A 23,760-nucleotide genomic window follows, 5' to 3' on the forward strand; every position below is an offset into this window, starting at 1 on the left:
CCTCTTTATCCTAGGTCTGTGCCAGCAAAGTTGCTGTAGGAATTCCAGTGCAATACTGATAATAAGTAACTTCCTTCTCTTTCAAAGGCCGATTATCCTGTTTCATAAAAATATCCATAAAATCATTTCCAAGGGCTGGTTTCTGCCAAGTCACATTCTGACCGTCATCCACTGTAAAGATTGGTGACAACCGCAAACCAGCAGGTCCGTCAGCCAGAATAATATTATGTATATTTCTGCTTTTAATAAGACTTGAAGTCGTTTCTCCTGCAGCTCCAGGGCAGGCTCTGCTTGCCGCCCCTATTGTCGAAGTTTCTTCTTCACCGCCTCTTGCTGTTCCAACACATAATGCAGTCAGTTCTTCTTTTGTTAACTGCTGTACCAGATCGTACAGACTGCATTTTCCAGAGAGCACATCTTCCATTCTGTAGATTTGAGATGCTTGAATTTCCGTTTTCTTGTCAGGAACCTGTTCTGATTTTTTTATTTGTTTTTCCAGACAATTGTCATTTTTCTTTTTTGTCAGAAAACTTTCTACAAACAAATCTGGAGCATTCTTGATTTCTTTTTCTTCTTCCGGATATGAATAAAACAGCGTTTTATCCCCATGGATGCATTCCATTTCACAATCCAGCGGCAATAATTTTTCCAGTTTCTGATAGATACATTCTTTTTCCAGGTGAATAACTCCGGTCACCTTTGTTGCTCTGGAATGTTCTCCTACACGGATAATATAGCTGCCTTTCTCCCAGATCCACGCTTCCTGTTTCTCATCATAAGAAGCCATCCGGCTTACCGGAAAGGAAATCGTCATATTCTCACTCTCACCAGGCTGTAGGCATTTTGTTTTTGCATAAGCTGCCAGTTCCTGATAAGGCTTTTCCAGCCGTCCATCCGGTTCTGATATATAAATCTGCACTACTTCCCTTCCAGAATATTCTTTTCCTGCATTCGTAACCTGTACATTTAATACGATTTCAGAATTTTTAAGTAAAATATCCTTTGTTTCAACCCAAAATGTAGTATAAGATTTTCCATATCCAAATGGATATGCCGGAACTTTTCCAAAAGAATCAAACCAACGGTACCCCACATAAATTCCTTCTGTATAATATTCATCATCCCGGTTTCCGTTCCTATATCCAAATGTATCTGCATTGGGATAATCTTCATATTCTTTTGCCCAGGTCGCTGCCAGATGTCCACAGGGATTTACTTTTCCACTCAAAACATCTGCAAGTGCATCTCCCCCTGAGCTGCCAGCCTGTCCCATCAGAACAACAGCTGAAATATTGGACAGCTCATGGAAAAAGGAAGTATCAATCACGCCGCCAATGTTCAGTACAACAATAACGTGACTGTAATGGCTGCACAGAGTAGTCAAAAACTCTTTCTCTTCCTGATGCAGCTGATAGTCACCAGGCTCATTTCTTCTGTCTGCACCTTCACCGGAATTTCTTGCAAGTACATAAATTGCAATATCCTGGTCTGCCTTGGAAAAATCATTTTCTTCTGTAGGAATCGTCAAAGGGTTCCGATGGGCAAACATCGCCCAGAATGCCAGTTCCGGAGAATCGGCATATTTTTGCTGCATTTTTTCCTTATAAGCTTCTTTCTTCTGCACTGCCGCAGCATCGTATCTGTCCAGCCACGCTTTCGTGGTAATGACAGCACCTGCGTGCTCCAGCCCTTGTTCTACAGAACTGACTTCTCTTGCATTCACTTCTCCTGAGCCAGTTCCACCTGAGACGGTATGTCTGGCACCATTTCCAAACAAAGCGATTTTTGCTTCTTTTAACTTGAGCGGCAGAATACCGTTATTCTCCAGCAAAACCATTCCTTCTGCTGCAATCAGGCGACTTCTGTTTCTGTTTTCGATTTCGCGTCGGCTTACATCCGGCGAAACTGCTGCGTAAATTTTTTTCATGCCCAACACTCCAGATTCTAATTGTAAATTATGGATTTATACTTTACGACTGATGCTATGCTAATTGGTGTTTGTTACCAGTGAACAGTAACTGCTGTTTTACTGCTCAGTGCTTTTCTGGCTGCGTCTTCTCGCCAGTTCTTCATGAATCGCCGGAAGCTTTTCTTCCAGATCAAAGAACCGGAACAATACAAATAATCCAAGATTGATAATCAGTGGAAGATAGTTTGAAAATGCATAAATTGCATATCTCATAGAAGTAGTTGCCACTTCCAGATCCGGATTGTAAGCGCCCAATGCCAGACAAGCTGTAAGGATTACAGAACCTACACCGGAACCGATCTTGGTTCCAATTCCAATTGCACCTGATGAAACACCTACCATTTTGTTGTAGTATGTATATTCGTTGTAATCGATAACCATAGCCAGAAGAACTCCGTACAGACACATCAGCGGAATCTGAACAAAGCTTCCGATTACACTGACTGCAATATATACCTTAAAATTAGTCGGGATAATACAACGAATTAAAGCAGTAAATGCAGCTCCCAGTACACCGAAATCAATTGTTTTACGAACTCCCAGTTTTGCAATAATCGGTTTCGACACGACAAAACCAACAAGAGTGGCAAAAAATCCCAGGGCTCCAGCAAGTGCTACCAGATTATCATTTCCGAAAATCCATTTACAGTAATAAGTACCAGATGTAGCAGCAATTGAATTTGTGATCTGTGTGATCAGATTAAAAAGTATTAAAATAACCCAATATTTATTTTTAAACAACATTGGAATAGATTTCTTTAACGGAATTGCTTCTTCCTCATCCTGACTATCATTTTCACTAACTTCATCTACAAGTTTCGCTTTGCGACCGTTCATATAACAGATAGAAAGCATTAACAGAACCAGAAGCGCCATAATAAAACCATATTTTATCCATGCATTCTGATTGCCGCCCAGGGCATTTGTAATCGGAATTGTAAGAATCGCGATTACCATTCCAGAGCCATATGCACCAACAGCCCTGCATACACCCATACTTTCACGTTCGCTCTGGCTGTTTGTTCTGACAACCATAACAGCAGACATTGGAGTTCCCATCAGGGTTCCGCATACTGCTGACAAAAGAATGTTTGTCACACATGCATATATCAGTGCAGGAATCTGTCCTGCCTTAATTGGTACGCAGAACAGTAATGCTGCCAGAATGGAATATGGAACCATCATTCTTAAAATCCAACGATAGTATTTTCTATTTCCACCTTTGGAGTGATCGATTATATTTCCAAACCACAGATCCGTCACTGCATCTACAATCTTTGCGATCAGCATTACAATACCAATGCCGCCAACAGCCAAACCCACCTTATCCGTATAGAAATAAGTAAGCTGGCCAATCAGATTGGCTACCAGATTCATGCCAAACTGCCCTGACATATCTGCAAGATAATCACGTTTGCGCATCATTTTCTGCACACCATTTCGGTCAACTCCCAGACCGCGTTTTTCTTTTCTCATGTTTTCTTCTCCTTTTTGTATCTAATACTTTTATAGCTACCAGGGATCAGTAACTTTTTATACCTCAACTTTATCATTCTTAGTTTTTTCTGTATTGTAATTTAAGGTTTTATATTGTAAAATTCAACATATAATTTCAGATTTTTAACATTAACAAGCCCCCAAAAATACTGTCAAATATAGATTTAGAAAAACTTGAGGAGATGCTTTCATATGAATTATGTATCTTTTTGCAAAATGTATTTTTCTGTTACCCATATTCCAGTCAGTCTTATGAAAAAGAACGAAGCCATTTATTCTTCTATTGGTGAAGTATGTTCCGTAAAGGCTGCGCGTTATTGGGAAATGGCACCGATTGATGACACCCCTAATTTTTACCGATATTCACCAGATATTGAATATGGAGTTGTCCATATCCTTGGAACCGATTACGCAATTGTTCTCGGACCAGCTTTTAGTGTTCCGGTTACTTCTGAAATTATCAGAACTTATATGCATGAAAATGCCATTGCATTGGAATACCAAGAGGCAGTCGCAGAATTTCTCTGTACTATCCCGCGAATTACTTACCAGCAATTTTCCAGACATCTCGCATTAATTCACCTATGTCTGAATCAAAAAGAAATAAGTGTCCAGGATCTTTTTCAACAGGACAATGAGCACGTGAGAAAACGTGAAGAACAGAACGTCAACGAAATTGCCAATAATATCGAGAATAATAATTTACACGACTCCTACTATTTTGAGCAGGAATTATATCAAGCAGTAAAAGAAGGAAACCCTGTCAAACTAGATCATTTTTTGAACACAAACAAGTTTCAATCCATAGAGGGAAAAATGGCCAACACGCCTTTGCGCCATGCCAAAAATCTATTTATCGCGACAACAACAAAAGTGGGAATGCTTGGTGCCATTCCAGGCGGTCTGGATATCGAAAAGACCTATCAGCTTATGGATCTATATATTCAGGAATGCGAACGACTGCAGACGATCAGTGATGTAAAATCCCTCCAGTATTCCATGATACAGGATTTCTGCCACCATACAGCTAATACTCATATTCCAGAAGGAATTTCCTCTGAAATATACAACTGTATGAGCTACATCCGCTGCCACACCAACGAAAATCTAAGTATTGAAGATATCGCAAAACAGATTCATCGCAGCAGTTCCTACACCATGAAGCATTTTAAAGAAGAACTTGGAATTAATATAGGGGCATACATTGTCCGCTGTAAGCTGGAAGATGCCAAGGGACTGTTGACTTATAGTGATAAAAGCCTGACTGAGATTTCGAACTATCTTTGTTTTTCCAGCCAGTCTTATTTTCAGAATGTTTTTAAGAAAAAATATGGGCTGACACCTTTACAGTATAGAAAAAAGACACAACATATATAAAAAATTTTTCACCATCTTAGAAATTAATGATAATTTTTTTCAGCTAGTTTATCATTTTCGTAACGTCACGAAAATGTCTCAAACTACATAATAACCTATAAAATATAAAAAGGCTGCTTCTTATAAAGATATCCCTTAGTCAAATTGGATTTCTTTATTTTCAAACAGCCTTTTAATAAATTGTGAACTTCCAGAAATTTTACAACTAAATCCAGCCTATATCCATTCATCGGCATTCCGAATCAAGTCAATGATTTCATCCAATGAACGCTCACTTTCCACGTATACATCATACAACGCCTGTTTTGCCCTCTCGATTTTCCGTTCCGGGTGTCGTTCATCCAGCAGTGTGGAAAGCTCCTCAGCAAGAACACTATATTCCTTATGTTTTTTAATTACTTTTTCCTGAAGTCTTTCTATTTTTCTGTCCAGAGCTTCTATGTGTTTCCTTTCTTCCTGCTCCTGTTTTTCCATGTCATTCTTCCTCTCTACTGTCGGTATCCGTTTTTCCTTGTATAAAACTGAGGATCTCCTCATAGCTTTTTTCGCTTCCTGTAATAGCTTTTAAAATTTCTTCATTCAAAATCGCTTTTTTCTTTTTATGCAGGTCTTCCAGTTCCGCTGTCAGGCGGTCATTCTGTTCACGGTTCCGGCTGATTGCCCTCTCTGTTTTTGCTATTTTCTGTTCAAGTGTTTCCCTGTTCATGTTTCTTGCCATCACTGTACTCCCTTCAAGATTCTGCTGATATTTTCTGCACGGTATTTCACATAATTCCAATCCATGTCAAAAGCACTTAAGATCACTTTCTGGGTTTTGGTTACTGCATGATCAAGCCGGTACACCTTATCCAGCTGGCGTGTCATCTCGATCTTTTCCAGTTCCACGATTTCATAGGCACCTGTTGCTGCCAGGTAAAAGACATATCCGGCATATCCAAATCCACATAGCACCAGATAAATGGTCCATAGTACAAACCCGGTGGATTTTTCCGCCATTCCAAATGTACATCCGCAATATAAAATAACCAGGCAGATCAAAACAGTGTTCACAATCCGTTTCTGAAAAAGCCAGGAATCCTTTCATACCCGATCTGGATTTTTTCCAGGTTCTCATACAACTGCTGCCATCCTTTCTTTTGCTTCAAGTCCGCCTTCCTCTCTGATACAGCTAATCACAAGCTGTTTCTTTTTGTACAGGGAAACTAAAATGCGTAAATACTCCTGGCTGACCTGTTCTAAAATCTCCTCTTTTTGTTTTTCTGCTACCGGAACCTTTTGAGTTTCTTTTTGTAGGCTGCATAAATGATCGGAAATGGTTCCATTTTTCACGATCTGGGTAAAGACCTTGTGTTCTTCATAAGAAAATGTAGGCTTTTGAAATGCACGAAGGGCAAACTTTATTCCTTTTCCCATGGCCAGGCTGTCGGTAAAGTTTCGCATCCGGTCAGAAAAAGAATAACAGATTGGCTTCAGTACTGCCCTTTGAAAAAGGAAAAACAGTGCTTCTTCTTTTGTCTCTCCCTCGCATCTGGCTACCAAGCCGCGCCGTACCAGACGGTTTAAGCAAAAACGAAAATCCTCTTCATCCGCCCATTCCATCGCCTTTTCTTTTCCAAGGGCAATACATAAAAGCCGGTACATCTGGGAGTGTACATTTGCCTCTTCGCATACCGACCAGGTAAGGGCGGCCCAAATCATGGTCTCCATCTCAGAGAGTACCTTTTCCTGCTCCCCAACCCGTACCACAAACCTTCCGGAGTCTTCTTCCACCCGGTTTCCCACTGCTGTATAAAAAATCATTTAAAGTTCCTCCTTAAAACAGCTTCATCACTTCCAGAAGTTTTGGAACCACATAGCCAAGAAAAAGGGCTGCCAGCAGACACATTCCCGTATTTGGCTTTCGAAGGTTCCTGACCTCCTGGTTTTTGGTTCCGATAATCCGCACCCTGCCAGGAACATTCCACCGGAGCTTTCGGTAAAAATGGATAAAATCCTCATGGTCAAACCCAAAAGATCGGACACAGAAGATATTTCGCTTTTGCTCTTCATCATCCAATAGAAAAAAGCTCTCCCGTTCCTGATCCGTTTCTCTTAACACAACATAAAACTCCGGGATTCCACGACGGCTCCCTTCCACGATCTTGTCTATTTCCGGATAAAAAATACGGCAGGACTCATATCTTCCATTTTTCTCCGGCTGGCAGACGGCAAGGCTATCTGGTTCCAGTTCCATATAACAGTATTCCGATTCCATGATTCGTCTGCTGATGCCGGCAGTCTGCCGCAAAAGAAATATGATACTAAGAGCCAGTGCCACACACAAATAGGCAAGATCCCAGGCCCTTATTCGAAAGATGAAAAAATAAAGCGCGATTCCCTCCAAAAAGCTGCCAAGTCCAATCAGAACTGAAAACCACTCTTTTAGATCCATTAAATGGTAAACTTCATCTTCTTTTGCCTGCAAACGCACCTGATACCTCCTTTCTTTCATGCAGCAAACTTATTTTCCTCATAGGAAACCGTTTCGATTTTTATTTTGTTTTGTTCCATAAGTTTTTTGCATTCCCGAATGGTTTCTTCACATCGAAAATAAGAAAATTTTCCGATATGCATTTCTGTTTCTGAAAGGCAGAGCCGGTTCTGCAGCCAGATATAAAGCCCATGTTTGGTCATAACCCCTGCGTTTATCACTTCGTTTAACGCCCGGTGTGCTTCGATCCGCTTGTGGCGAAGATTCCCATCTGCCAAGGTTCCCATAGGACTCAGGCTCTTTTTGTGAACTCCTATGTAGGAATCACATGCTGGATACCCGCCACAGACATACAGATAATTTTCCGGATCCAGGTTCCTCTCCCCATACACGTACATTGCAGGGCGGAGTACTGCCTGCCGTCCACAATAAGGACAATACAGTCTGTTGTCCTGTTTTTTCTTTTTTCTCATGTTGCACCAGCTCCTTTCCTGTTTGAGCCGATTGTAGAAAAATCGCTTTTTCTGTGTCAATAGGATTTCATTACTTTTTTAAACTTTTTCAGACACAGCGTTTGATTAGTCGTGTAATAATTCCCTCTGCCACCTCATAATTGTCATTGATACGCGTCACCACCAGCCCGATCTTGTCTCCTTTGGATGGAAGGGTGGTCATGTTGCAACTATGTGCCACTGCATTAACTCCGATATCCAGGCGCATAAAAAAAATAGGTTCCTTTATAAACTTCTGTAATGATACCTGTATACTTGCCCTGACGGTGGCATTTCCGCAAATTGTCCTTGTTGGTATTGGCCGTCGGGCTTTTGGCATCCACTTCCACGCGAATCTGGTCTACCGAATCCGCTTCCACCTTGTTTACCATAACAAGGACCAGATCTCCCACCTGGAATTTTTCTCCGGCATCCCCCATCCATTCCCAGGCCATATCCCTTGCGCGGACGGAAACTTCCACGCCAAACACTTCCAGGCGGACTGCCTTTGGTGCAACCGCAATGACTCTTGCCTCCACGATCCTGCCCGGATACAAAAGAGGCTTTTCCCCTGTTTCCCCAAAGTAGAATGTTTGTCTTTTCCGGAGCATGGCATCTTTTCTGGAAGCCACCACGCTGCGGCTTTTGGCATCCAGATCCTTGATGATAAAATCAATGTCACAGCCAAGCATGTTGTTGGCAATCCGGACCTGGCGGTTTAAGGTATCTGCGTTTTCCCGACCATCCCCGCTTAAGTTAATCATCATTTCATTCATGGGGATGATGATACGGAAACCGTTGTAATAGGTAACCGCAACCATCCAACCGCTTTCCAGCTTTTCAATGCCGCCAAGCTGCCCGGTCAGAACCTTTCTGGTACGATGTGCATTTAACAGTTGGTGCCATCTGGCATCTTCCTGCTCTTCCATGCTTTCCACCTGTGCATCCACATCAATGGTAAGCACCCCTTCGTAAGCGGCCCGGGGTATTTCTTTTTCTGTGGCTTCCTCTGCAAGTGCTCTTTTTGTGTTATCCATGTAAACCCTCCTATTAGTAATACGATTAAAAAGGCACAAAAATAGCAGCCTGTGCGTAACAAGCTGCTAATTGTGCCTTCTTTTTACAAATACCATTCTATAATGGATGGAATCGGAAGTCAATGTTATAGAGGTTGCAATAAAGTCGCATTTTGGTCGTAAATTGCATTCTCCTTCATTATTTAACACGCGTCGGTTTCATTTCCAGATTTCTTCACTTCTGTAGAATTGTATCCTGTCTGTTTTTTGATGTCCGAATCTTTTATTCCTCTTCTTCCATCACAAATTTAAACACCAGCTGCTCCTTATTTTTATTTTCTTTCAGAAGTGATTTCCGAATTCCGGTTGTATCTGCGAAGGTTCCCCCATAAGCATCCACCTTAATCCATTTTCCATTTGCCTTTATTTCATTCCACTGATGCGTCCAGCTTCCTGCATTCACATGTCTTACCGGAATACCTGCTGCCTCACAGAGTAATTTGTATGCCCTTGCATAGCCGGAACAGGCCGCCTTTTTCAAAATTAATGCCGCATAAGCTTCATTTCCGTAATTCTTTTTATAAGCTTCTGTAGACTGATTAAGTTGCCAGCAACAATGCTCAGTCAGATACTGAAATAGAACAAAGGCACGTTCTTTCGTATTCAGATTGGAAATTACATATTTCTTTACAATTTTCCTTGCTTCCTTTTTCGCTAGATTTAATCTCTGAGCATTACTTGGTTCCTTCACTGTAACTTTGCATTTCAAAGTTTGTTTTCCAACCTTTGCATAAATCACTGTCGTTCCTTTCTTTTTCCCTTTTATCTTCCCAGAAGAAGAAACAGACGCGACCGCCTTTTTGGAACTACTCCATTTTACTTTCTTTTTGCTGCCAGTTACTTTTAATGTTTCCGTACAACCTTTATATACGGTAACTTTTGTTTTGTTAAGTTTTAGCTTTGCCGCCTGAACATTGACGGTTCCCATACTGATGCTAAGTAACAATACTGCCAGGATCCATCCCCATAAGATTCTTCTTTTCTTTTGCTGTAACTGTTTTTCTTTCATTGGTAACCCTCCATTTTTTGATTATCCTCTGGTTTCTACTGCGAGTGTAGCAAGTTGGTTCTTTTAGTTTCAATAGGATTTTGGAAAAAAATAAACTTTTTAATAGAAAAAGAGTACGAAAAGGAATTTCCAAAAGGGAACTCACTTTTTGTACTCTTTCTGCAAATTTTATTTTATAATATTTCAAATTTTGAAGCAATTTCTTTTTTGTAGAAATAAGAATGCAATTTTAACACATATCACTTCCAGAATAATCTCTATTTATTCCAGAAATTTTATGATTCCTTGGATACAGTTTGTATTCCAAATAGCTTCCATACAAGCTTTACTCGTTTCTTAACAAGCTTTCGAAATATATGCCACGCTCATGATGGCAAGCAGTATCGATAAAAGAAAATTTCGCAAAATATCTCCAGCGTGGTACTGATACGGCAATACAATCTGGAAGCAAATACAATCCCTTGCATTAGATAATTCTGTTTCTTTGACACCCAGCACCCTTTTTTCTTTATAAAATTCATCTTCAACTCCTCTTTAAATGAATTTAACATTAAATATTCGTGCAAAGTATTGTTTTCTTCGTGCAAATGACATATACTATAATTGCCAGCAGAAAGGAGCTGATCGTATGGCTGGAAATACTACAAACATCAGTATCCGCATGGACGCAGATTTGAAAGCGCAGGCGGACGCACTGTTTACTGAACTTGGCATGAACCTGACTACGGCATTTAACATCTTTGTGCGCCAGTCGCTTCGTGAAGGCGGCATTCCCTTTGAGGTAAGGCTAGAACAGCCGAACAAAGAAACGGTTGCTGCCATGCTGGAAGCGGAAAGGATTGCAAAAGACCCGTCTGTAAAGGGCTACAATGACCTTGACGAGTTGTTTGCTGATCTAAAAAGATGAAAGAAACAAAATATACCGTCAAGTACACCACATGTTTCAAAAAAGACTATAAACGAGCCATAAAGCGTGGCTTGAAGATCGAGCTGCTGGAGCAGGTCGTGACATTGCTGGCGATGGGCGAACAGTTGCCGGATAAGAACCGTGACCATGACCTGTCAGGCGATTGGGCAGGTCATCGGGAATGTCATATTCTTCCGGACTGGTTGCTTGTCTACCGCATTGAGGATGATGTTCTGGTGCTGACGCTGGCTCGCACCGGCACACACAGCGACTTGTTCGGGAAATAAACAGTCTGCCGCTGTATGGGGAGACCTGTACAGCGGTTTTTATGTATGCAAAGGAAGTCATCTTTGAGGTTGATACCATCACTTGCATTGTTATCACAGTTGATGTTGGGGTCTGCATCATAGAGAATATGAATAATTTTCCCATCATATATCCAGTTATCAGAGATTTTGTCATAGGAAATTCCAAATGTTGTATAGGAATCAAGGCTATTATCACAATAACTTGGATCACCCAATTCAAAGCTTCGTGATCAGCACCCACGTTGACAAAAATCATATTCACAATCATATCATCTTTAACGCCGCAAGCTTTGTTGATCATCACAAGTATGTTTCCAATAAGCGGAGTTACCATAAACTCTGCAGAATCAGTAATCGTATCTGCCATGAAAATGGACTTGCCACCAGTATGCCAACCGGAGAAAAAAGTAAAAGCTATAAACTCTTGTTGATGTTCCTTTAGATATGGAAGAGCCTCCTCAATGGTCATGCCATCAATTCCTGGCGCTCCCTTGTTTGCCTTGACTCTCTTATACGCTCTGTTAAAGTTGTCTTTATACAGTATCGCTTCCAAAAGTCTCGGCTGTGCACTGTCTCTTTCTTTCCATATCCGATTGAATGACCTAGACGCTTTTGCATACCCTTCGTGTTCCGCACTATCTCTCTGCGAACAGTCATTGTTTTCAATGTTTTCTGCCATAGACGGTCATTCCTCCTTTCTCGGTCATACTTAAGATTCCTACTGATTCGGTCCTTCACCTCTCGGCTACTATGACCTCTGCTGACTTCTGTGCGTTCAGCATTGCTTTATGCAATGGTTACCTCTTTCAAGGCGTACCGCACAGACCTCCCTAGGTACCACACGTTTCTTCCTCTCCATCCGTCTGCCTCATTTATCATGCATGATTCCGTGTAGTTATTGGGCTTCGATTTGATATGCAACCTTACCCTCATGCATAACCTCATATAAGGTTTCTGTCCGTCAGACCAGAGATTTGCCCATGAGTTAGTATGTTCCTCACATCCAGCTTCCTTCAGATTCCATCTCACGATGGACACCCTTGCTTTCGGCTATATCCTTCCCACTACCGGGAGGATTCGGGACTTTAACCCGTTAGAAACGTGCGCCGCTAGGCGCACATATGAAAAGAAGCTCGTATCAGCTATTGACCGATACGAGCTTCTCCGTTTATTCTCTGTTTCCGGTAATAAAGTAGTCGCAATACTCTCCGCCATTCGCCAGCGTCTGTTTTCTGTGCAGCACGCCGTGCTGAAGCGTGATCATCACTTCATCAAGTTCGCAGAACAACGGCATGAGTTCGGAAACACTGAGTTTCTCCGTGTAAATGCAAATCGGGCAGCGGGTAATGCGGTAGTAACAGGCACCCTCATACGGCTGCCCGACAAAATCCACCTTGAAGGAGGTCGGGTATTTCGCTTCCTTTTCGGGCGTGTACCATTTGGCGTATTTGACAACGCTCTTTTTGTTCTCCGCCTTGCCCTTGTCGGTATTCAAGTCGGTCTTTGCAAAATACCACTTGATATGATAGAGTGAGCGGCGCATCATTTCCTGCACGACCGTTGGCGGAATTTTCTTTTCGCTTGCCACATAGGGCGCAACGAAGGCAAGGGCGAACAACTCGTTGTATGCCATAGGGTTATCGTCACCGATGTCGTCTGCTTTCTCGACAAGCTCACGATAGACCTTTTTGCTCTTTTTCATAATGTCGGCGGCATATTCCCTGCCGTACTTCTCTGCCAGAACCTTTTTCATCGGGCTTTTGAACATCCAGAAATAAAAGCCGTTGTATTTCATATCACTTTTCCTCCCGTGATTTATTTACAGGCTTAAGAAACGTAGCCTAGCCGCCGAAGTGATAGACCATCGTCGCGTCCATATATAGCCCGGCAGTCTTGCGGTCGGTACATTCCGCCATGCTCCGGCGGTAGCTGTCAAACTGTGCGGAGATCAGCTTTCCATGATGCCGCGCCGATTACTTTCTTCCCACCAGCAATGTTGAGCCGCAAAGCATCAGGCGTCCGGCTTCCTTCGGCGTCATAAAGCTGCCGTCGGTCGTGTCGATCAGCTCTACGCGCTCATAGCCCATATCCCTGAGCTTTTGGACAAACTCCTGCATATCGCCGTATCTGCGAGGCGACATCAGGTCATGGATGGCAAACGTTCCGCCCTTTTTCAGCACGCGCAGCGTTTCCAGCAGAAGCGCCTGCTTGTCCTTCCCCGTGATATTGTGATAGACATAGTTGCTGGTCACTGCGTCGAAGCTCTCGTCGGGGAAATCCAGCTTCACGGCGTTTCCACGCCGGAACGAAACGTTTTTCACGCCCTCCGCAGCGGCGTTTTTTTCGCACAGCGGCAGGCTGAAGGAGGCATATTCCTTGCCCCAGCGGTCAATGCCGACCATTTTCCCCTGGGGATTGCGCTTTGCGCAGGCAATGGTCAGCGCACCGCTGGGTGTACTTTGCACAAACGACAAAGGCAATGCCGAACACCACTCCCAGCGCGACGCGCAGCTTTCCGCTCACACCGATGCCGAATACGCCGAAAACGAGCAGCAGCGCAAGGGACAGCACCGTTCCCGCGATAAGCGAAACCAGCATTCCCTTGGGAATTCAGTTTTTGTAGTCAGGCTTCATATTCAAGACTCCTTTTTAATTGAGTGTGACTTCTCTCATAAACCGCAGCCGCGATGCACCAGATCATGATAGCACTGTTCGTGCTGCTCTGGCTCATCACGGACATCCATGTAGCCACCGGCATCTGCATTGCCTGCGCAATATCCGGTACTGCAGCCAGCAGAAGGTTCCATGTGACCGGATGGAAAGCAAGCATCCACCTTGGATAGCGCGTTTTTCCGGCAAGCAGCATCACAAAATGGATACCAAAAACCAATAGCATCGGAACATACATGGGGAGGATCGCGGGGAGCATATCGTCCTGATAGGCCGTAACCGCCGCAAGCGCGGCCTCCGCTCTGATACGCGGCCCCAGATAGGTGGTAAACCATGCCATGGTGGCCACCCATGTATGGATGGTCAGAGCGATCGCAACGGTGAATATCCCGCACAGAAACTGGATGGTTCTGGTCTTTCTATATTTTTCGTCGATGTCCGCATTCAGTGCTTTTACCACAAAGTAATAGAGAAAGCCCCCAATCGCTCCCAGTCCAACGGTAAGCACGGGCCTCCACAGCCCATAAGAGCCAGACAGATAACAGGCTCTGTTGAAAAGGCCGGTGTCGGTTTTCTGAAGCGGAACGCACCCCAGCAGCCAGTCCCCGGCAGCCATCAATCCACATCCGATCGCGCCAAGAATGCACCAGCGGATGAACTGTTTTGTTTCTTTCGTCTTCATTTTCTTCATTCCTGCGCCCCTATTTTATGATCTTCATGCAAAAGTCGCAGCGGTCGTCCCCGCGCCCCAACGTCATGCTTCTCTCCCAAATCAGCTTCGGATGCAGCCCGGCGTAGCTGATGTCGTCACTGTCGCAAAAGCAGCGGCACAGCTCCAGGTAGCCGTATTCTGCGCAGGTGTCGTGATAGGGACATTTCACCATATCCACACGCCATATACCGTTGCCGACCTGCAACTCCTTTGGGTCAAAGCCCGCCGCCGGGCCGAAGACGCTCCGCGTGGATTTGACGAAAACGCTGGGAACAAGGCGGTAAAGCCCCGGTATGAGCAGCAGGGTGGCAAGCTGTTTGTGACTCGTTCTCGCCAACCGCTCCACATAGCCGTGAACGATTTGCAGCGCCTCTTCTTTCGGCATGACCCGCTGCAAGGTTTCGTAGGCCGCAATACCCGGTAAGATCTGCCGCTTGAGGTGGTATTGCTTCTCCTTGCTTGCATCTGCATTTTCAGCCAGCAGCGCATTCAACCGTGTATCAAAAAAGGCCTTCAGCTCCTTGGCGTGCGAGGAAAAGCGCTGTGCCGCAGTCTCCCGAAAATCACGGGAGAGATAGGTTTCCTTCATCGTCCGGCCTCCGTCTCAGGCTTCACGAAGCCCTTCTTTTTATACCCGCAGTCGCAGTATGGGCCGCCGGAGGCGAGAGTGTACTGCCGCACGAAGTCGGTCACGCCGCCCGCTTCGCTCATGGTGTAGTCCAGGCGGCACAGCGCCGGAGTGAGGTCATATAGCCCCAGCTTTTTCATCAGCACACAGATGCCGCATTTGGTGAAGCGTCCCTCGTATCCGCTGCCGTCGGGGTATTCGTAAAACTCCATATTCCATGAATACGGGTTGCGGTCGGCGGCTTTCAAGGCTGCGGTCGCCTTCATGCCGGAAATGTCCTTTTCGGCAAATTTGCTCTTTCCGCTCTTGCGGCAGAACCATTTCATCGGCTTTGTCATCATGGATTTTGCGTAATACTCCGTCAGCCACTCCACATCCGGACGCTCCGGCATGGAGAGAACGAACGCGCCGATCATTGCGCAGTTGACGATGTTCATCTTGAAGCGATCCGCTTTTTCAAACTCCGGCAGGTCTGCGATGATTGCTTTGTATTTCGGCTTTGCATTTTTCGTGATCGCTTTTGCCGTATCGGTATCGTAGCCGAGCACCTCTGTCAGCTGCTTTTGGAATGAGCCTGCAAACAGCGCCCACATTCCCATGGGCATACCTATGTATTTCATTGCACTGTCTCCTTACATTCTCCGCATTTTGCCTTCTCCCGCAGCAAAACCAGCCCCAATACCAAAACCAGCAGGTGTCCGGCGGATTCCGTGCCGTGATCGATCTGATCCAGCGGCCACGGCAGAAGCGTGAAGAGATTTCCCACAATCCCCGTAAAAACGATGGGGTTGCAGAAGGATGCCAATATCCGCTGTGCTGTGTTTTTCAGCGGGAGCATCCTTTTCCAGATCATAACGAGCATCACGACGGAAAGAAGTACATCACACAGGATATATGCTGCCAGCAGCGGCGCGGTGTTGCAGTAAAAAACCTTATTGGCGATCTCTGCTGCCGCCTGCATATCGCCGTATTTCTCAAAGGTAAACTTGAAGATCAGCGCCATGTTCGTAAACATAGCATGGACATAGCCCCAGCAGACCGTGCCGGTGAGATAGGCGATATGAAACAGCTTGACCCACTTCTGCTGCTTTGGTTGGGTGAGGTGCCGCTTCAGGAGCTTCCACATCTGGTGAAAACCGATGTAATAGAGTGCCGTTCCGAGAACACCGCAGATAATGCTGACCACCATGCGCCATGTGGCCATATTGAGATAGGCGACTTTGACCATCAGTCCGATGGATTCCGTGCTTTGGGTTTTCCCGGTCGCCGCAAACAAAAAGTCGCCGATCACATAGAGCAAGCACCCGATCATGCCCGCAATAAGCGCTCGTTTTTCTTTACTCGATTTCATTTCCTGCCTCCAAATCCGATCTTCACGATCTGCATTTTCATCATGCCGTCGCCGACCTTTGCGAGAAAACGGAAAAAGCCGCTGACGGATGGGTCGCGGAGATCGTTGTAGCCCAGCATATAGCCCCGACTCGTGACCTGCAAACGGCTGTCCCACAGGGAAAGCTCGCTTTTTGCGTTCGAAACCGCAAAATACGCGCCCACATCCTGGATCTTCGCGCTCTTGAGCCATGTCTTGGCGATCATCTTCACCGCCGTCCGATTTGCAGCGTCAAACACCAGCACGCTGTCCGGAAAAGCGTCTGCCATTTGCTGTACCAGCGTCTTGACCTGCTCGGTCAAAAAATAGTAGAACACGCCGGAGGCAAAGAATACCGCACCGTTTGAAGAGTCAATTTTTCTAAGCCATTCGGTATTGTTCAAATCGCAGGGGATATTTTCTTCACGCTCCCCGGCGGGCAGCAGCTCATTGCGCACGGCGATCACATCCGGGAAGTCCAGATTATAAATCTTGCAACTGCCGTTGTCGCAGCTTCTCCCTGTGCTGTCCAGTCCGCAGCCCAGATTGACCACCGCCGCATTGGGGTGAGATTTCAGATAATCCCGCACCTCAAAAGCAAGGTCATTCTGCCGCATGGCCACCTCCAGTGAACCGAAACGCTGCATCAGGCTGCGGGATTTTTTCTCCGCCTCTGAAAAGTCGTAGTCGATCTCGTCAATCAGGCGAACCGCTGTTTCGTCCCGGTAAAGATTCGGGTATAGTTCTGAGCAGACCTTCCGCGCATACAGCGGAATGATCAGCGTCTCCTGTACGGTGTTTTTCTCGATTTTATATTTCATATAGGTATCTCCTTCAGTGAATAAATACCGACATAATCGCCGCCAGTGCTGCCGAAATGACCGCCATACCAACTGTGCCGAACAGCCACTTTTTGCCCTTATCCTTGGCTGTAATGTAGGGTTTCAGGTCTTCCGTTCCCGGAATTTCCCATGCGTTCGTATGTCCTACCCAATAGCCGTCAACCCAAAATCGGTCTATGAGATTCATAACGGACAGTATGACCAGCAGCTGCCAAAAGCCCTGAACGAAGCCCTTTGCGCCGTTGAGCGCATAGACACACACCAGCACATAGGCGATGTAACCGGGAACGCAGACAGCTTTGAAAATCAAAGCATTTCGCTTAATTTTCGCGTGTGTTGTAAGTCCCAGCGTTACGCACCGCTCCTGCACCTCCGGGCTGTAAAGATGCACCATGCCCACCGCGCCCTTGCGGATACCCACGGCACAGATGATAATCAGCAGAACCCCCAGCCCCAGACCTTCCAAAACCGTTTGTAAAAGCATTACTTGTTCCTCCTGTATCCTTTTTCGTCCCGGTATTCGGGATGCTCCTTTAAATATGGATCCTTGTTGCCGCAGATGGTATAATCACATCGGCAGCCGTCCACGCAGGTAGTCGTCCGCACCAGTCTTGCATGGAGCAGCTCCATAGACGCAAAGTCCACATTACACAGGGCGGGCATAATATCCGTAAGACCGTGCTTGATAGCAAACTCCGCTGCCGGGCACGCCGTAAATTCATAATAAATAGGCTTGTCGGTTTCATAAGGCGCAACCGCCATCTCGTAATCGTGCCATTTGTCGCAGCCGCTTTTCGAACGAACAAACGCCTTGTACATCAGCTTCCTCCAGAACGGCTTGTTGCAGTCCACAAATTTCAGCCTGCGGAAGATCGGCAGGATCAGATTTTCCTCCATCTCTTCGATTTCACGGAACGAAGTAACTGCTTTGCAGACCACATAATAGCTCATGATGGCGATGCAGTCGTAGGTGCCGCCTACGCCGTTGTGGAAGTTCTTTTTGCCGCCCAAGTCGGTGCGCCAGTCGGAGAGAAAGACCGCGTACTGCCGCTGTACCTGTTCCCATATCGCCTCCCGCTCTGCTTCCGGGTAGTGCAGGGCGATCTTCGCCCGTATCTCTTTCTTGCAAGGCTTTGAATACAGCACATGGCTTTTGCGGTCGAATAGAAGCTCGTTGTCCTTCATCTGATTGCCTCCCTCCTTGTTCTTTCTTGCGTGCATGAGACCATCTCAGATTTAACCCGCTTTTCGGCAGACAAACCATGCCATGCTTTTCAGGTTTCCCATGTCCACATCCGTATACATTCCATCCAGCCGTGCTTTCAGACTGGAAACCGTCTCATAGGGCGGTGTGAAAAACCCTGCCTTTTCATAAGCATGCCGGACAAACCAATCCGTCCGCTTGTGCTCGCCCATCACATAAAAGCAGCCGCAGAATGTCCCGCCGGGTCTCAAAACCCGGAATACCTCCCGATAGGCGGCCCCTTTGTCCGGGAAAGCGTGAAAGCCGTTCAACGACAAAACGATGTCAAAGGTGTCGTCTGCATAGGGGAGTGCTCCCACATCTCCCTGCCGGAAGGTTACATTTTTCAGGTGCAGGCAGTCAGCCTTTTCCCGTGCCTGCCTCATCATATCGGGCGAATAATCGAGACAGGTAATGTCCGCTTCCGGCATAGTCCGATAAACCGGCATGGTCAGAATCCCTGTTCCCACCGGCACTTCCAGCAGCTTGCCGGAGAAATGCTCCGGAATACCGGACATTGCCTTTTCCAGATGGGCGTCGTTTTTCGCCTTGTTCATTGCCCACACCAAGCGGCACACCGCTTTCCCGCTCAGAGTAGAGCAGGTGATCATGCCGTCATAAAAACTGTTTCCGCCCGTCATTCGGTACGCACCGCGAATAGCTTCTTTTCGTTCCATGGTTCTTCCTCCGTGTTTCAATCATCACACGACCGTTTCCGATCTCATTTTTTCAAAATGTCCACGATTTTCGCGAAGTCCTCCTTTGCCTCCTTGAAGATCGGCAGCATACAGTAGCAATGCACCATCTTCGGGCGGGCGGACACCGTATAGGGGACATTTGCCCGTTTGCAGGCTTCCTCAAAGTCCGGCAAAGCACCGTAGAGCACCTCGTCGGCAGAATAGAAGAAGTGAATATCGCCTACGCCGGTAAAATCTCCCCGAGAGCCAGAGAGCATATAGTCCGGCACATTCTCACAGCCGTGCCGCATGAACTTCTCCACCGTCACCATGAAGGCATAGTCGATGGAAACATCTCTTTCGTTCAATGCCTTCATCCGCGATTTTTCGCCATCGTTCCACGGCACTTCGCCGGGGGATACGGCGACGATGTGCCTCGGCTGCGGCAGCGGTTCGGGCTGCGCGTTGTTGTGCGCCGCAATGCCCAGTGCCAGCGCACCGCCGGAGGAAAAGCCGCAGGTACTGACGTTCCCGCCGCCGTACAGTGTAATCATTTTTCGATAACATTCGTACACCATCGCGTATGTTTCAGTAATGCAGTGTTCCATGCAGAGCGGGTAAAACGGAAACCACACATCACAGCCGGTCTCGCGGCAGAGCTTGCGCATCACAGGCAGGTCGCCCTTATCGGGGCCGATCACCATGCCGCCGCCAAAGAAATAGAGAATCGCGCGCTCGGACGGCTTCGGATGCTCTCGCACGATCAGGCAGGGAAAGCCGTTTACCGCAATCGTTTCATAATATACCTTGCGGTCGGTGGGCGTAAAAACGCCACGATGCCGGTTCTGCTTTTCAATTTCCTTTCGCAGTGCATCCTCCGGCAAGGCGAACGCCTTTTTCGCGCCGGAGAGCTTGTATACGCTGCGTAAGATAGATGCAAAGATACTCATGATTTAGCCCCCTCATTTCCGTGCCGTGATGCACAGCCAGCTTTTCTTTTTGTGTATCTGCACATCGTGAAAGCCCGCCTGCTCCAGATACGCCTTCAGCTCGGCGTCCTTGTAGATGGTCATGCCGCCGATGATCTCCGTCCACTTCTTGTCCTTGTCCGTATCGCCGTTGCTTTCGTTGCAAATGAGTAATTTCCCGCCGGGCTTCAGCACCCGGTAAACCTCCCGGAAGCACTGCGGCAGATCGGGCCAGAAATAGACGGTTTCAAAGGCTGTGACCGCATCGAACCAGTCCTTTGCGAAAATGATACGCTCCACGCTGCCCTGCCACACCACGCAGCGCCCCTCCTGAATTGCGGCTCGGTTGAGGCTTCGAGCCTTCTCCACACTGACGGGAGAATAGTCAATGCCCTTGACAATACCCTGTGGGTATTTTTTCAGCAGCCTTTTCATGTTCGCCCCGCCGCCGCAGCCGCAGTCCAGCACCTTGGCGTCCGGCGCAACATTCAGAAATTGAAGTCCCCACTGGGCCACAGGACTGTGACCCAGGTTCATCATGGCAACCATGATTTTCCCGCCAAGCCCCACAGGCTTTCTGGTGTTCTCAAAAAATGACATCTTATCACACCTCCGATTTCACACATTCCGCATAGGTCAGCGGGAAGGACGCCTTTAGAACAGCGCTTTTCCGCACCGCCCAGCCGTTTTGCCGTAGGAAACGCAGGTATTCCTTGCTCGTCCACTTGCTGTGGAGAGGGAAGCCTGCCATCCTCATAAAAAATGCCCTGACCATGCCGGAAAAAGAGTTTCCGGCATGGGTGAAGGTCGGCGCAATCAACACGCCGTCATCCTTCAGAACCCGCTTGATTTCTTGCAGGGCTTTCTCCGGCTGCGGCACGATGTGCAGTGCGTTTGACACGATCACCACATCAAAAGATTCATCCGCATAGGGCAGGCGGAACATATCCTGCACGGAAAAGTGCAGCTTCGCCGAGTGATTGTCCCGCTTGGCTTCCGCAATCATTTCCGCAGAAGCGTCCGTCGCCTCGATGTGTGCCGCCGCGTTTACGATATGTTTTGCGATTAGCCCCGTGCCGGTCGCCAGATCCAACACCGTTTTTGCTTTCACCACCGGCCGGATGTGCGCATACATCTCCTCATACGCTGCCAGATCCTTTCGCATAAAGCGGTCGTACCGACCGGCATTTTTGTCCCAGAAGTTCTTGTGTTCCAGCATCGCTATCATTCCTTTCGATGTTAGATTTGCCTAACCGATACGCACAGTCGCGTAGTTAGAGAGTACTAACCGTCGTATTTCGGAAAAGCCGCATCTCTGCGGCCTTCCGCTTATTTAAATAACTCCCTGCAAGCGCCGTACACCAGCGTTTCCAGCACCTGCGGGTACAGTTCTCCAATCTGCTCCTTGTGGGAAACAGTCAAGATCAGTCCCCGTACCGTGGCGGCAGCCAAAGAGATGCCGCGATTCGGCGCAAGGTCATATTTCTCCAAAAGTAGACGAATGTGCGTCTCGTCATCGTGGTAATGGACATTTTTGATGTCCTCCGGCAGTCTCTGCAAAAGCAGCTTCGCATCGTTTTCAATGAAAACCATGTCGCCGGTATCGGACAGCCGCCGGCAGACGGCAAGAACCGCCTTTGCCGCACGCTCCGACGGCGGCAAGCCGTTTGTTTCGCTCAGTGCATGGTCAGCCACTCCGTAAAGATCGGAGTGAACGTTCTCCAAAACCGCGAAGAAAAGCATTTCCTTGGATTCGTAGAATTTATAGAACGAGCCCTTTGAAATGCCGACCGCCTTCGTCAGCTGCTCTACGGAGGTTTTCTTCATCCCCAGCGTGACAGCACAATGTCTCGTTTCCTTCAGCAACGCCTTGCGGAGCTGCTCAGTTTCGTAATCGGTAAAAGCCAAGGTCGCACCCTCCCTGAAATATGACCATTTCGGTTCTTCTGGTCATATTATACCGCGCTTCTTTCTGGTTTGCAAGAGGTGCGGAGAAAAAAACGCTAATCAAAAGGGGGTGCAGTGTTACAGAAAGAGACGCTGGAATTCTGGTAACCGGTAATCGCTGTTGCCGCGGTAAAAGAAACTATATCGTAAATAGGGTAGAGGGAAAATAAATATTTTCGCCCCTCCCATTGAACCGTACGTACGGGTCTCGTATACGGCTCTACAATTTATATTCCAACTTTAACTAAGTAATAGGATAAGGGATTGAGCAGACCAGCTCCATCTTTTATCCTGTTTTCAAGTAAATCCTTGCTGATAATGAAATTCACCACGTTCATTCCGCTTCTTTTGTACCAACCCAGTCTCGAATTTGAAGCTTTAAATATTTCTTTATTGCTAAATCTGTTCTTATGTTTCCAGTTCAGATAGCTTAGATTCCGATAAATGGTTTTGGGTCTCTTCCATTGCTTCATGACAATTACTCTGATTTTATGTCTCAGCCATTCCCCGAGTTCTTTCACAAACTGTTTCATCTTTCCAATTCTGAAATAATTTATCCACCCTCGTACAATCTCGTTTACCCTTTTAATTGTAACTGCAAGTGGTCTCGCTACTGCTTTTCCTCTTTTCAGATATTCGCTCAGCTTCTTTTTCAGTTTCTTTTTCTTTTCATTGGTCGGTCTGACTTTCCATTCTGAACCATTCTATAGTATCGTAAAAATTTGTCTTTTAATACATACTTATCATTCCGAAATACAACCGTGACAGGCTTATCAAAATGTCCACGTTCTTTATAATATTCAATCATAGAATCAATTTTCTTTTCTGCTGGCCTATTCTTTTTAAAACATGGTGGAACTTCAATTTGATTTATAGGAATGCTTCTTATCCCATCAAAGTATTCTGGTTGTGTCGTTGTGATTTTTCTGTGCTTTTCATTTTCACTATTTCTAAGATAAATCTCTGCATTCTTTATATCCATTTCAATTTCATGCTTTTCTGATTCAGATAATTTCTCTGTAGCCGCAATATAAAAAGCACATTTTTCATCTTGCACACACCTTTTTCCTACATTTTCAACACAGTTAATATTATAGCACTTATTTTTCTTCTCTTTGTATATACAGGATATCTGAAGTAATAGATTGCTTGATTGTTGTCCTGTTCAAGTTCATTCAACACTTGCCAAAATGTCGTAGCAAATGCTGAAGAAAGCTGTCGAATCAAAAAGGGGCGTGGACAGTGCTTTGACTATCCACGCCCCTTTATCGGGCAAGAGTATTCGATTATGTAGACCTCCTTCTTGGGGAGGATGCTAAAAAGGATAATTTCCTCATAGGCGGCCATCTTTTACTCTTTTATTAGCTGTCTGTAACTGTTCTGTTCAAACATTGGAGAGATTTTCAGCAAGCATCATAAGGGCCAAAAAACTCTTTTTACTAACAGCATGTTCCATACGGCAGGCATCATCCATAGCGGTTTTTTCACCCACACCGAGGCTCGTCAATAAATCGCAAAAGATATTGTTACGAGTACACTCATCTGATTCATTTTCATTGACTCCCTTTGTCATACCTGTCTGCATTGTTTTCTGATTCCC

The 23,760-nt window shown here is 46.0% G+C and carries 31 protein-coding genes and 1 pseudogene; 3 read left to right on the forward strand and 29 right to left on the reverse strand.

The annotated features are described in order from the left end of the window. Positions 1-10: 10 nt before the first annotated feature. Positions 11-1,927, reverse strand: coding sequence for a glycoside hydrolase family 3 C-terminal domain-containing protein (locus LIZ66_RS09890; RefSeq protein WP_226838045.1), 1,917 nt, complete (start codon positions 1,925-1,927; stop codon positions 11-13). A gap of 99 nt (positions 1,928-2,026) precedes the next feature. Further along, positions 2,027-3,445, reverse strand: a complete 1,419-nt coding sequence (locus LIZ66_RS09895; protein ID WP_226838046.1) for an MFS transporter — start codon at positions 3,443-3,445, stop codon at positions 2,027-2,029. Positions 3,446-3,658: 213 nt separating this feature from the next. Between LIZ66_RS09895 and LIZ66_RS09900 the strand changes: the two genes are divergently transcribed. Continuing rightward, complete coding sequence (locus LIZ66_RS09900) at positions 3,659-4,843, forward strand: helix-turn-helix domain-containing protein (RefSeq protein WP_195991759.1); 1,185 nt, start codon at positions 3,659-3,661, stop codon at positions 4,841-4,843. A gap of 216 nt (positions 4,844-5,059) precedes the next feature. Here the strand turns inward: LIZ66_RS09900 and LIZ66_RS09905 are convergent, their stop codons facing one another. The 9 genes from LIZ66_RS09905 to LIZ66_RS09940 all read right to left on the reverse strand — a co-directional run bounded on the left by LIZ66_RS09905 (position 5,060) and on the right by LIZ66_RS09940 (position 9,889). Next, on the reverse strand, positions 5,060-5,317 hold the full coding sequence (locus tag LIZ66_RS09905) for a hypothetical protein (protein WP_117854241.1): 258 nt from the start codon (positions 5,315-5,317) through the stop codon (positions 5,060-5,062). A gap of 1 nt (position 5,318) precedes the next feature. Further along, the gene (locus LIZ66_RS09910; protein WP_227200774.1) at positions 5,319-5,561 is read right to left on the reverse strand and encodes a hypothetical protein; all 243 of its coding nucleotides are present in this window, start codon (positions 5,559-5,561) and stop codon (positions 5,319-5,321) included. Further along, positions 5,561-5,794 carry a hypothetical protein gene (locus LIZ66_RS09915; RefSeq protein WP_420360641.1) on the reverse strand — a complete coding sequence of 78 codons (234 nt, stop codon included), beginning with the start codon at positions 5,792-5,794 and terminating at the stop codon, positions 5,561-5,563. The genes LIZ66_RS09910 and LIZ66_RS09915 overlap by 1 nt, the downstream gene beginning before the upstream one ends. 159 nt (positions 5,795-5,953) lie before the next feature. After that, the gene (locus tag LIZ66_RS09920) at positions 5,954-6,643 is read right to left on the reverse strand and encodes a hypothetical protein (protein WP_117854244.1); all 690 of its coding nucleotides are present in this window, start codon (positions 6,641-6,643) and stop codon (positions 5,954-5,956) included. Positions 6,644-6,656: 13 nt separating this feature from the next. After that, a complete protein-coding gene (locus LIZ66_RS09925; protein WP_147343029.1) occupies positions 6,657-7,307 on the reverse strand; it encodes a hypothetical protein in 651 nt (216 codons plus the stop codon). Between the two features lie 23 nt (positions 7,308-7,330). Next, on the reverse strand, positions 7,331-7,786 hold the full coding sequence (locus LIZ66_RS09930; RefSeq protein WP_117854246.1) for a zinc-finger-containing protein: 456 nt from the start codon (positions 7,784-7,786) through the stop codon (positions 7,331-7,333). A gap of 88 nt (positions 7,787-7,874) precedes the next feature. Then, a complete protein-coding gene (locus LIZ66_RS20345) occupies positions 7,875-8,006 on the reverse strand; it encodes a hypothetical protein (protein ID WP_301331857.1) in 132 nt (43 codons plus the stop codon). Positions 8,007-8,010: 4 nt separating this feature from the next. Further along, a complete protein-coding gene (locus tag LIZ66_RS09935; RefSeq protein ID WP_306797082.1) occupies positions 8,011-8,841 on the reverse strand; it encodes a S1 RNA-binding domain-containing protein in 831 nt (276 codons plus the stop codon). 262 nt (positions 8,842-9,103) lie between these two features. After that, positions 9,104-9,889: a transglutaminase-like domain-containing protein gene (locus tag LIZ66_RS09940; RefSeq protein WP_117854247.1), complete on the reverse strand. Its 786-nt coding sequence runs from the start codon at positions 9,887-9,889 to the stop codon at positions 9,104-9,106. A 628-nt stretch (positions 9,890-10,517) separates the two neighbouring features. Between LIZ66_RS09940 and LIZ66_RS09945 the strand changes: the two genes are divergently transcribed. Together LIZ66_RS09945 and LIZ66_RS09950 are read left to right on the forward strand one after the other, a co-directional pair. Beyond that, on the forward strand, positions 10,518-10,796 hold the full coding sequence (locus tag LIZ66_RS09945) for a type II toxin-antitoxin system RelB/DinJ family antitoxin (RefSeq protein ID WP_005924829.1): 279 nt from the start codon (positions 10,518-10,520) through the stop codon (positions 10,794-10,796). After that, entirely contained in the window at positions 10,793-11,083 is a 291-nt protein-coding gene (locus LIZ66_RS09950) for a type II toxin-antitoxin system YafQ family toxin (RefSeq protein WP_117854248.1), read from the forward strand. Before LIZ66_RS09945 ends, LIZ66_RS09950 begins: the two co-directional genes overlap by 4 nt. 442 nt (positions 11,084-11,525) lie before the next feature. Here the strand turns inward: LIZ66_RS09950 and LIZ66_RS19340 are convergent. The 18 genes and pseudogenes from LIZ66_RS19340 to LIZ66_RS10045 all read right to left on the reverse strand — a co-directional run. Next, a pseudogene (locus LIZ66_RS19340) lies at positions 11,526-11,783 on the reverse strand (group II intron reverse transcriptase/maturase); the annotation flags it as partial. Between the two features lie 489 nt (positions 11,784-12,272). Further along, the gene (locus tag LIZ66_RS09965; protein WP_117854249.1) at positions 12,273-12,899 is read right to left on the reverse strand and encodes an L-2-amino-thiazoline-4-carboxylic acid hydrolase; all 627 of its coding nucleotides are present in this window, start codon (positions 12,897-12,899) and stop codon (positions 12,273-12,275) included. A 178-nt stretch (positions 12,900-13,077) separates the two neighbouring features. After that, positions 13,078-13,584: a class I SAM-dependent methyltransferase gene (locus LIZ66_RS09970; RefSeq protein WP_187566315.1), complete on the reverse strand. Its 507-nt coding sequence runs from the start codon at positions 13,582-13,584 to the stop codon at positions 13,078-13,080. 143 nt (positions 13,585-13,727) lie between these two features. Further along, positions 13,728-14,465 carry a DUF6796 family protein gene (locus LIZ66_RS09975; RefSeq protein ID WP_226837912.1) on the reverse strand — a complete coding sequence of 246 codons (738 nt, stop codon included), beginning with the start codon at positions 14,463-14,465 and terminating at the stop codon, positions 13,728-13,730. Between the two features lie 10 nt (positions 14,466-14,475). Then, a complete protein-coding gene (locus tag LIZ66_RS09980; RefSeq protein ID WP_226837913.1) occupies positions 14,476-15,075 on the reverse strand; it encodes an L-2-amino-thiazoline-4-carboxylic acid hydrolase in 600 nt (199 codons plus the stop codon). Next, positions 15,072-15,734, reverse strand: coding sequence for an L-2-amino-thiazoline-4-carboxylic acid hydrolase (locus tag LIZ66_RS09985; protein ID WP_117854252.1), 663 nt, complete (start codon positions 15,732-15,734; stop codon positions 15,072-15,074). The genes LIZ66_RS09980 and LIZ66_RS09985 overlap by 4 nt, the downstream gene beginning before the upstream one ends. Continuing rightward, the gene (locus LIZ66_RS09990; RefSeq protein WP_226837914.1) at positions 15,731-16,465 is read right to left on the reverse strand and encodes a DUF6796 family protein; all 735 of its coding nucleotides are present in this window, start codon (positions 16,463-16,465) and stop codon (positions 15,731-15,733) included. Before LIZ66_RS09990 ends, LIZ66_RS09985 begins: the two co-directional genes overlap by 4 nt. Then, the gene (locus tag LIZ66_RS09995) at positions 16,462-17,304 is read right to left on the reverse strand and encodes a class I SAM-dependent methyltransferase (protein WP_195991765.1); all 843 of its coding nucleotides are present in this window, start codon (positions 17,302-17,304) and stop codon (positions 16,462-16,464) included. The genes LIZ66_RS09990 and LIZ66_RS09995 overlap by 4 nt, the downstream gene beginning before the upstream one ends. A gap of 13 nt (positions 17,305-17,317) precedes the next feature. Continuing rightward, positions 17,318-17,809 carry a hypothetical protein gene (locus LIZ66_RS10000; protein ID WP_187566320.1) on the reverse strand — a complete coding sequence of 164 codons (492 nt, stop codon included), beginning with the start codon at positions 17,807-17,809 and terminating at the stop codon, positions 17,318-17,320. Beyond that, a complete protein-coding gene (locus tag LIZ66_RS10005) occupies positions 17,809-18,510 on the reverse strand; it encodes an L-2-amino-thiazoline-4-carboxylic acid hydrolase (RefSeq protein WP_195991767.1) in 702 nt (233 codons plus the stop codon). The genes LIZ66_RS10000 and LIZ66_RS10005 overlap by 1 nt, the downstream gene beginning before the upstream one ends. Positions 18,511-18,561: 51 nt before the next feature. Next, entirely contained in the window at positions 18,562-19,245 is a 684-nt protein-coding gene (locus LIZ66_RS10010) for a class I SAM-dependent methyltransferase (protein WP_187566322.1), read from the reverse strand. A 44-nt stretch (positions 19,246-19,289) separates the two neighbouring features. After that, positions 19,290-20,195 carry an alpha/beta hydrolase gene (locus LIZ66_RS10015; RefSeq protein ID WP_187566323.1) on the reverse strand — a complete coding sequence of 302 codons (906 nt, stop codon included), beginning with the start codon at positions 20,193-20,195 and terminating at the stop codon, positions 19,290-19,292. Positions 20,196-20,207: 12 nt separating this feature from the next. Then, positions 20,208-20,813, reverse strand: coding sequence for a class I SAM-dependent methyltransferase (locus LIZ66_RS10020; protein WP_195991769.1), 606 nt, complete (start codon positions 20,811-20,813; stop codon positions 20,208-20,210). A 4-nt stretch (positions 20,814-20,817) separates the two neighbouring features. After that, on the reverse strand, positions 20,818-21,432 hold the full coding sequence (locus LIZ66_RS10025) for a class I SAM-dependent methyltransferase (RefSeq protein ID WP_187566325.1): 615 nt from the start codon (positions 21,430-21,432) through the stop codon (positions 20,818-20,820). 110 nt (positions 21,433-21,542) lie between these two features. Further along, on the reverse strand, positions 21,543-22,121 hold the full coding sequence (locus LIZ66_RS10030; protein WP_187566326.1) for a TetR/AcrR family transcriptional regulator: 579 nt from the start codon (positions 22,119-22,121) through the stop codon (positions 21,543-21,545). A gap of 266 nt (positions 22,122-22,387) precedes the next feature. After that, positions 22,388-22,816 (reverse strand): group II intron maturase-specific domain-containing protein, encoded by a 429-nt coding sequence (locus LIZ66_RS10035; RefSeq protein ID WP_226837927.1) that lies wholly within the window; start codon positions 22,814-22,816, stop codon positions 22,388-22,390. Continuing rightward, positions 22,813-23,217, reverse strand: a complete 405-nt coding sequence (locus LIZ66_RS10040) for a hypothetical protein (RefSeq protein WP_021926392.1) — start codon at positions 23,215-23,217, stop codon at positions 22,813-22,815. Before LIZ66_RS10040 ends, LIZ66_RS10035 begins: the two co-directional genes overlap by 4 nt. A 327-nt stretch (positions 23,218-23,544) precedes the next feature. Next, a complete protein-coding gene (locus LIZ66_RS10045; RefSeq protein WP_187566327.1) occupies positions 23,545-23,745 on the reverse strand; it encodes an iron dependent repressor, metal binding and dimerization domain protein in 201 nt (66 codons plus the stop codon). Positions 23,746-23,760: the final 15 nt, after the last annotated feature.

This window comes from Blautia faecis, from assembly GCF_020554845.1.
Classification (GTDB): domain Bacteria; phylum Bacillota; class Clostridia; order Lachnospirales; family Lachnospiraceae; genus Blautia_A; species Blautia_A faecis.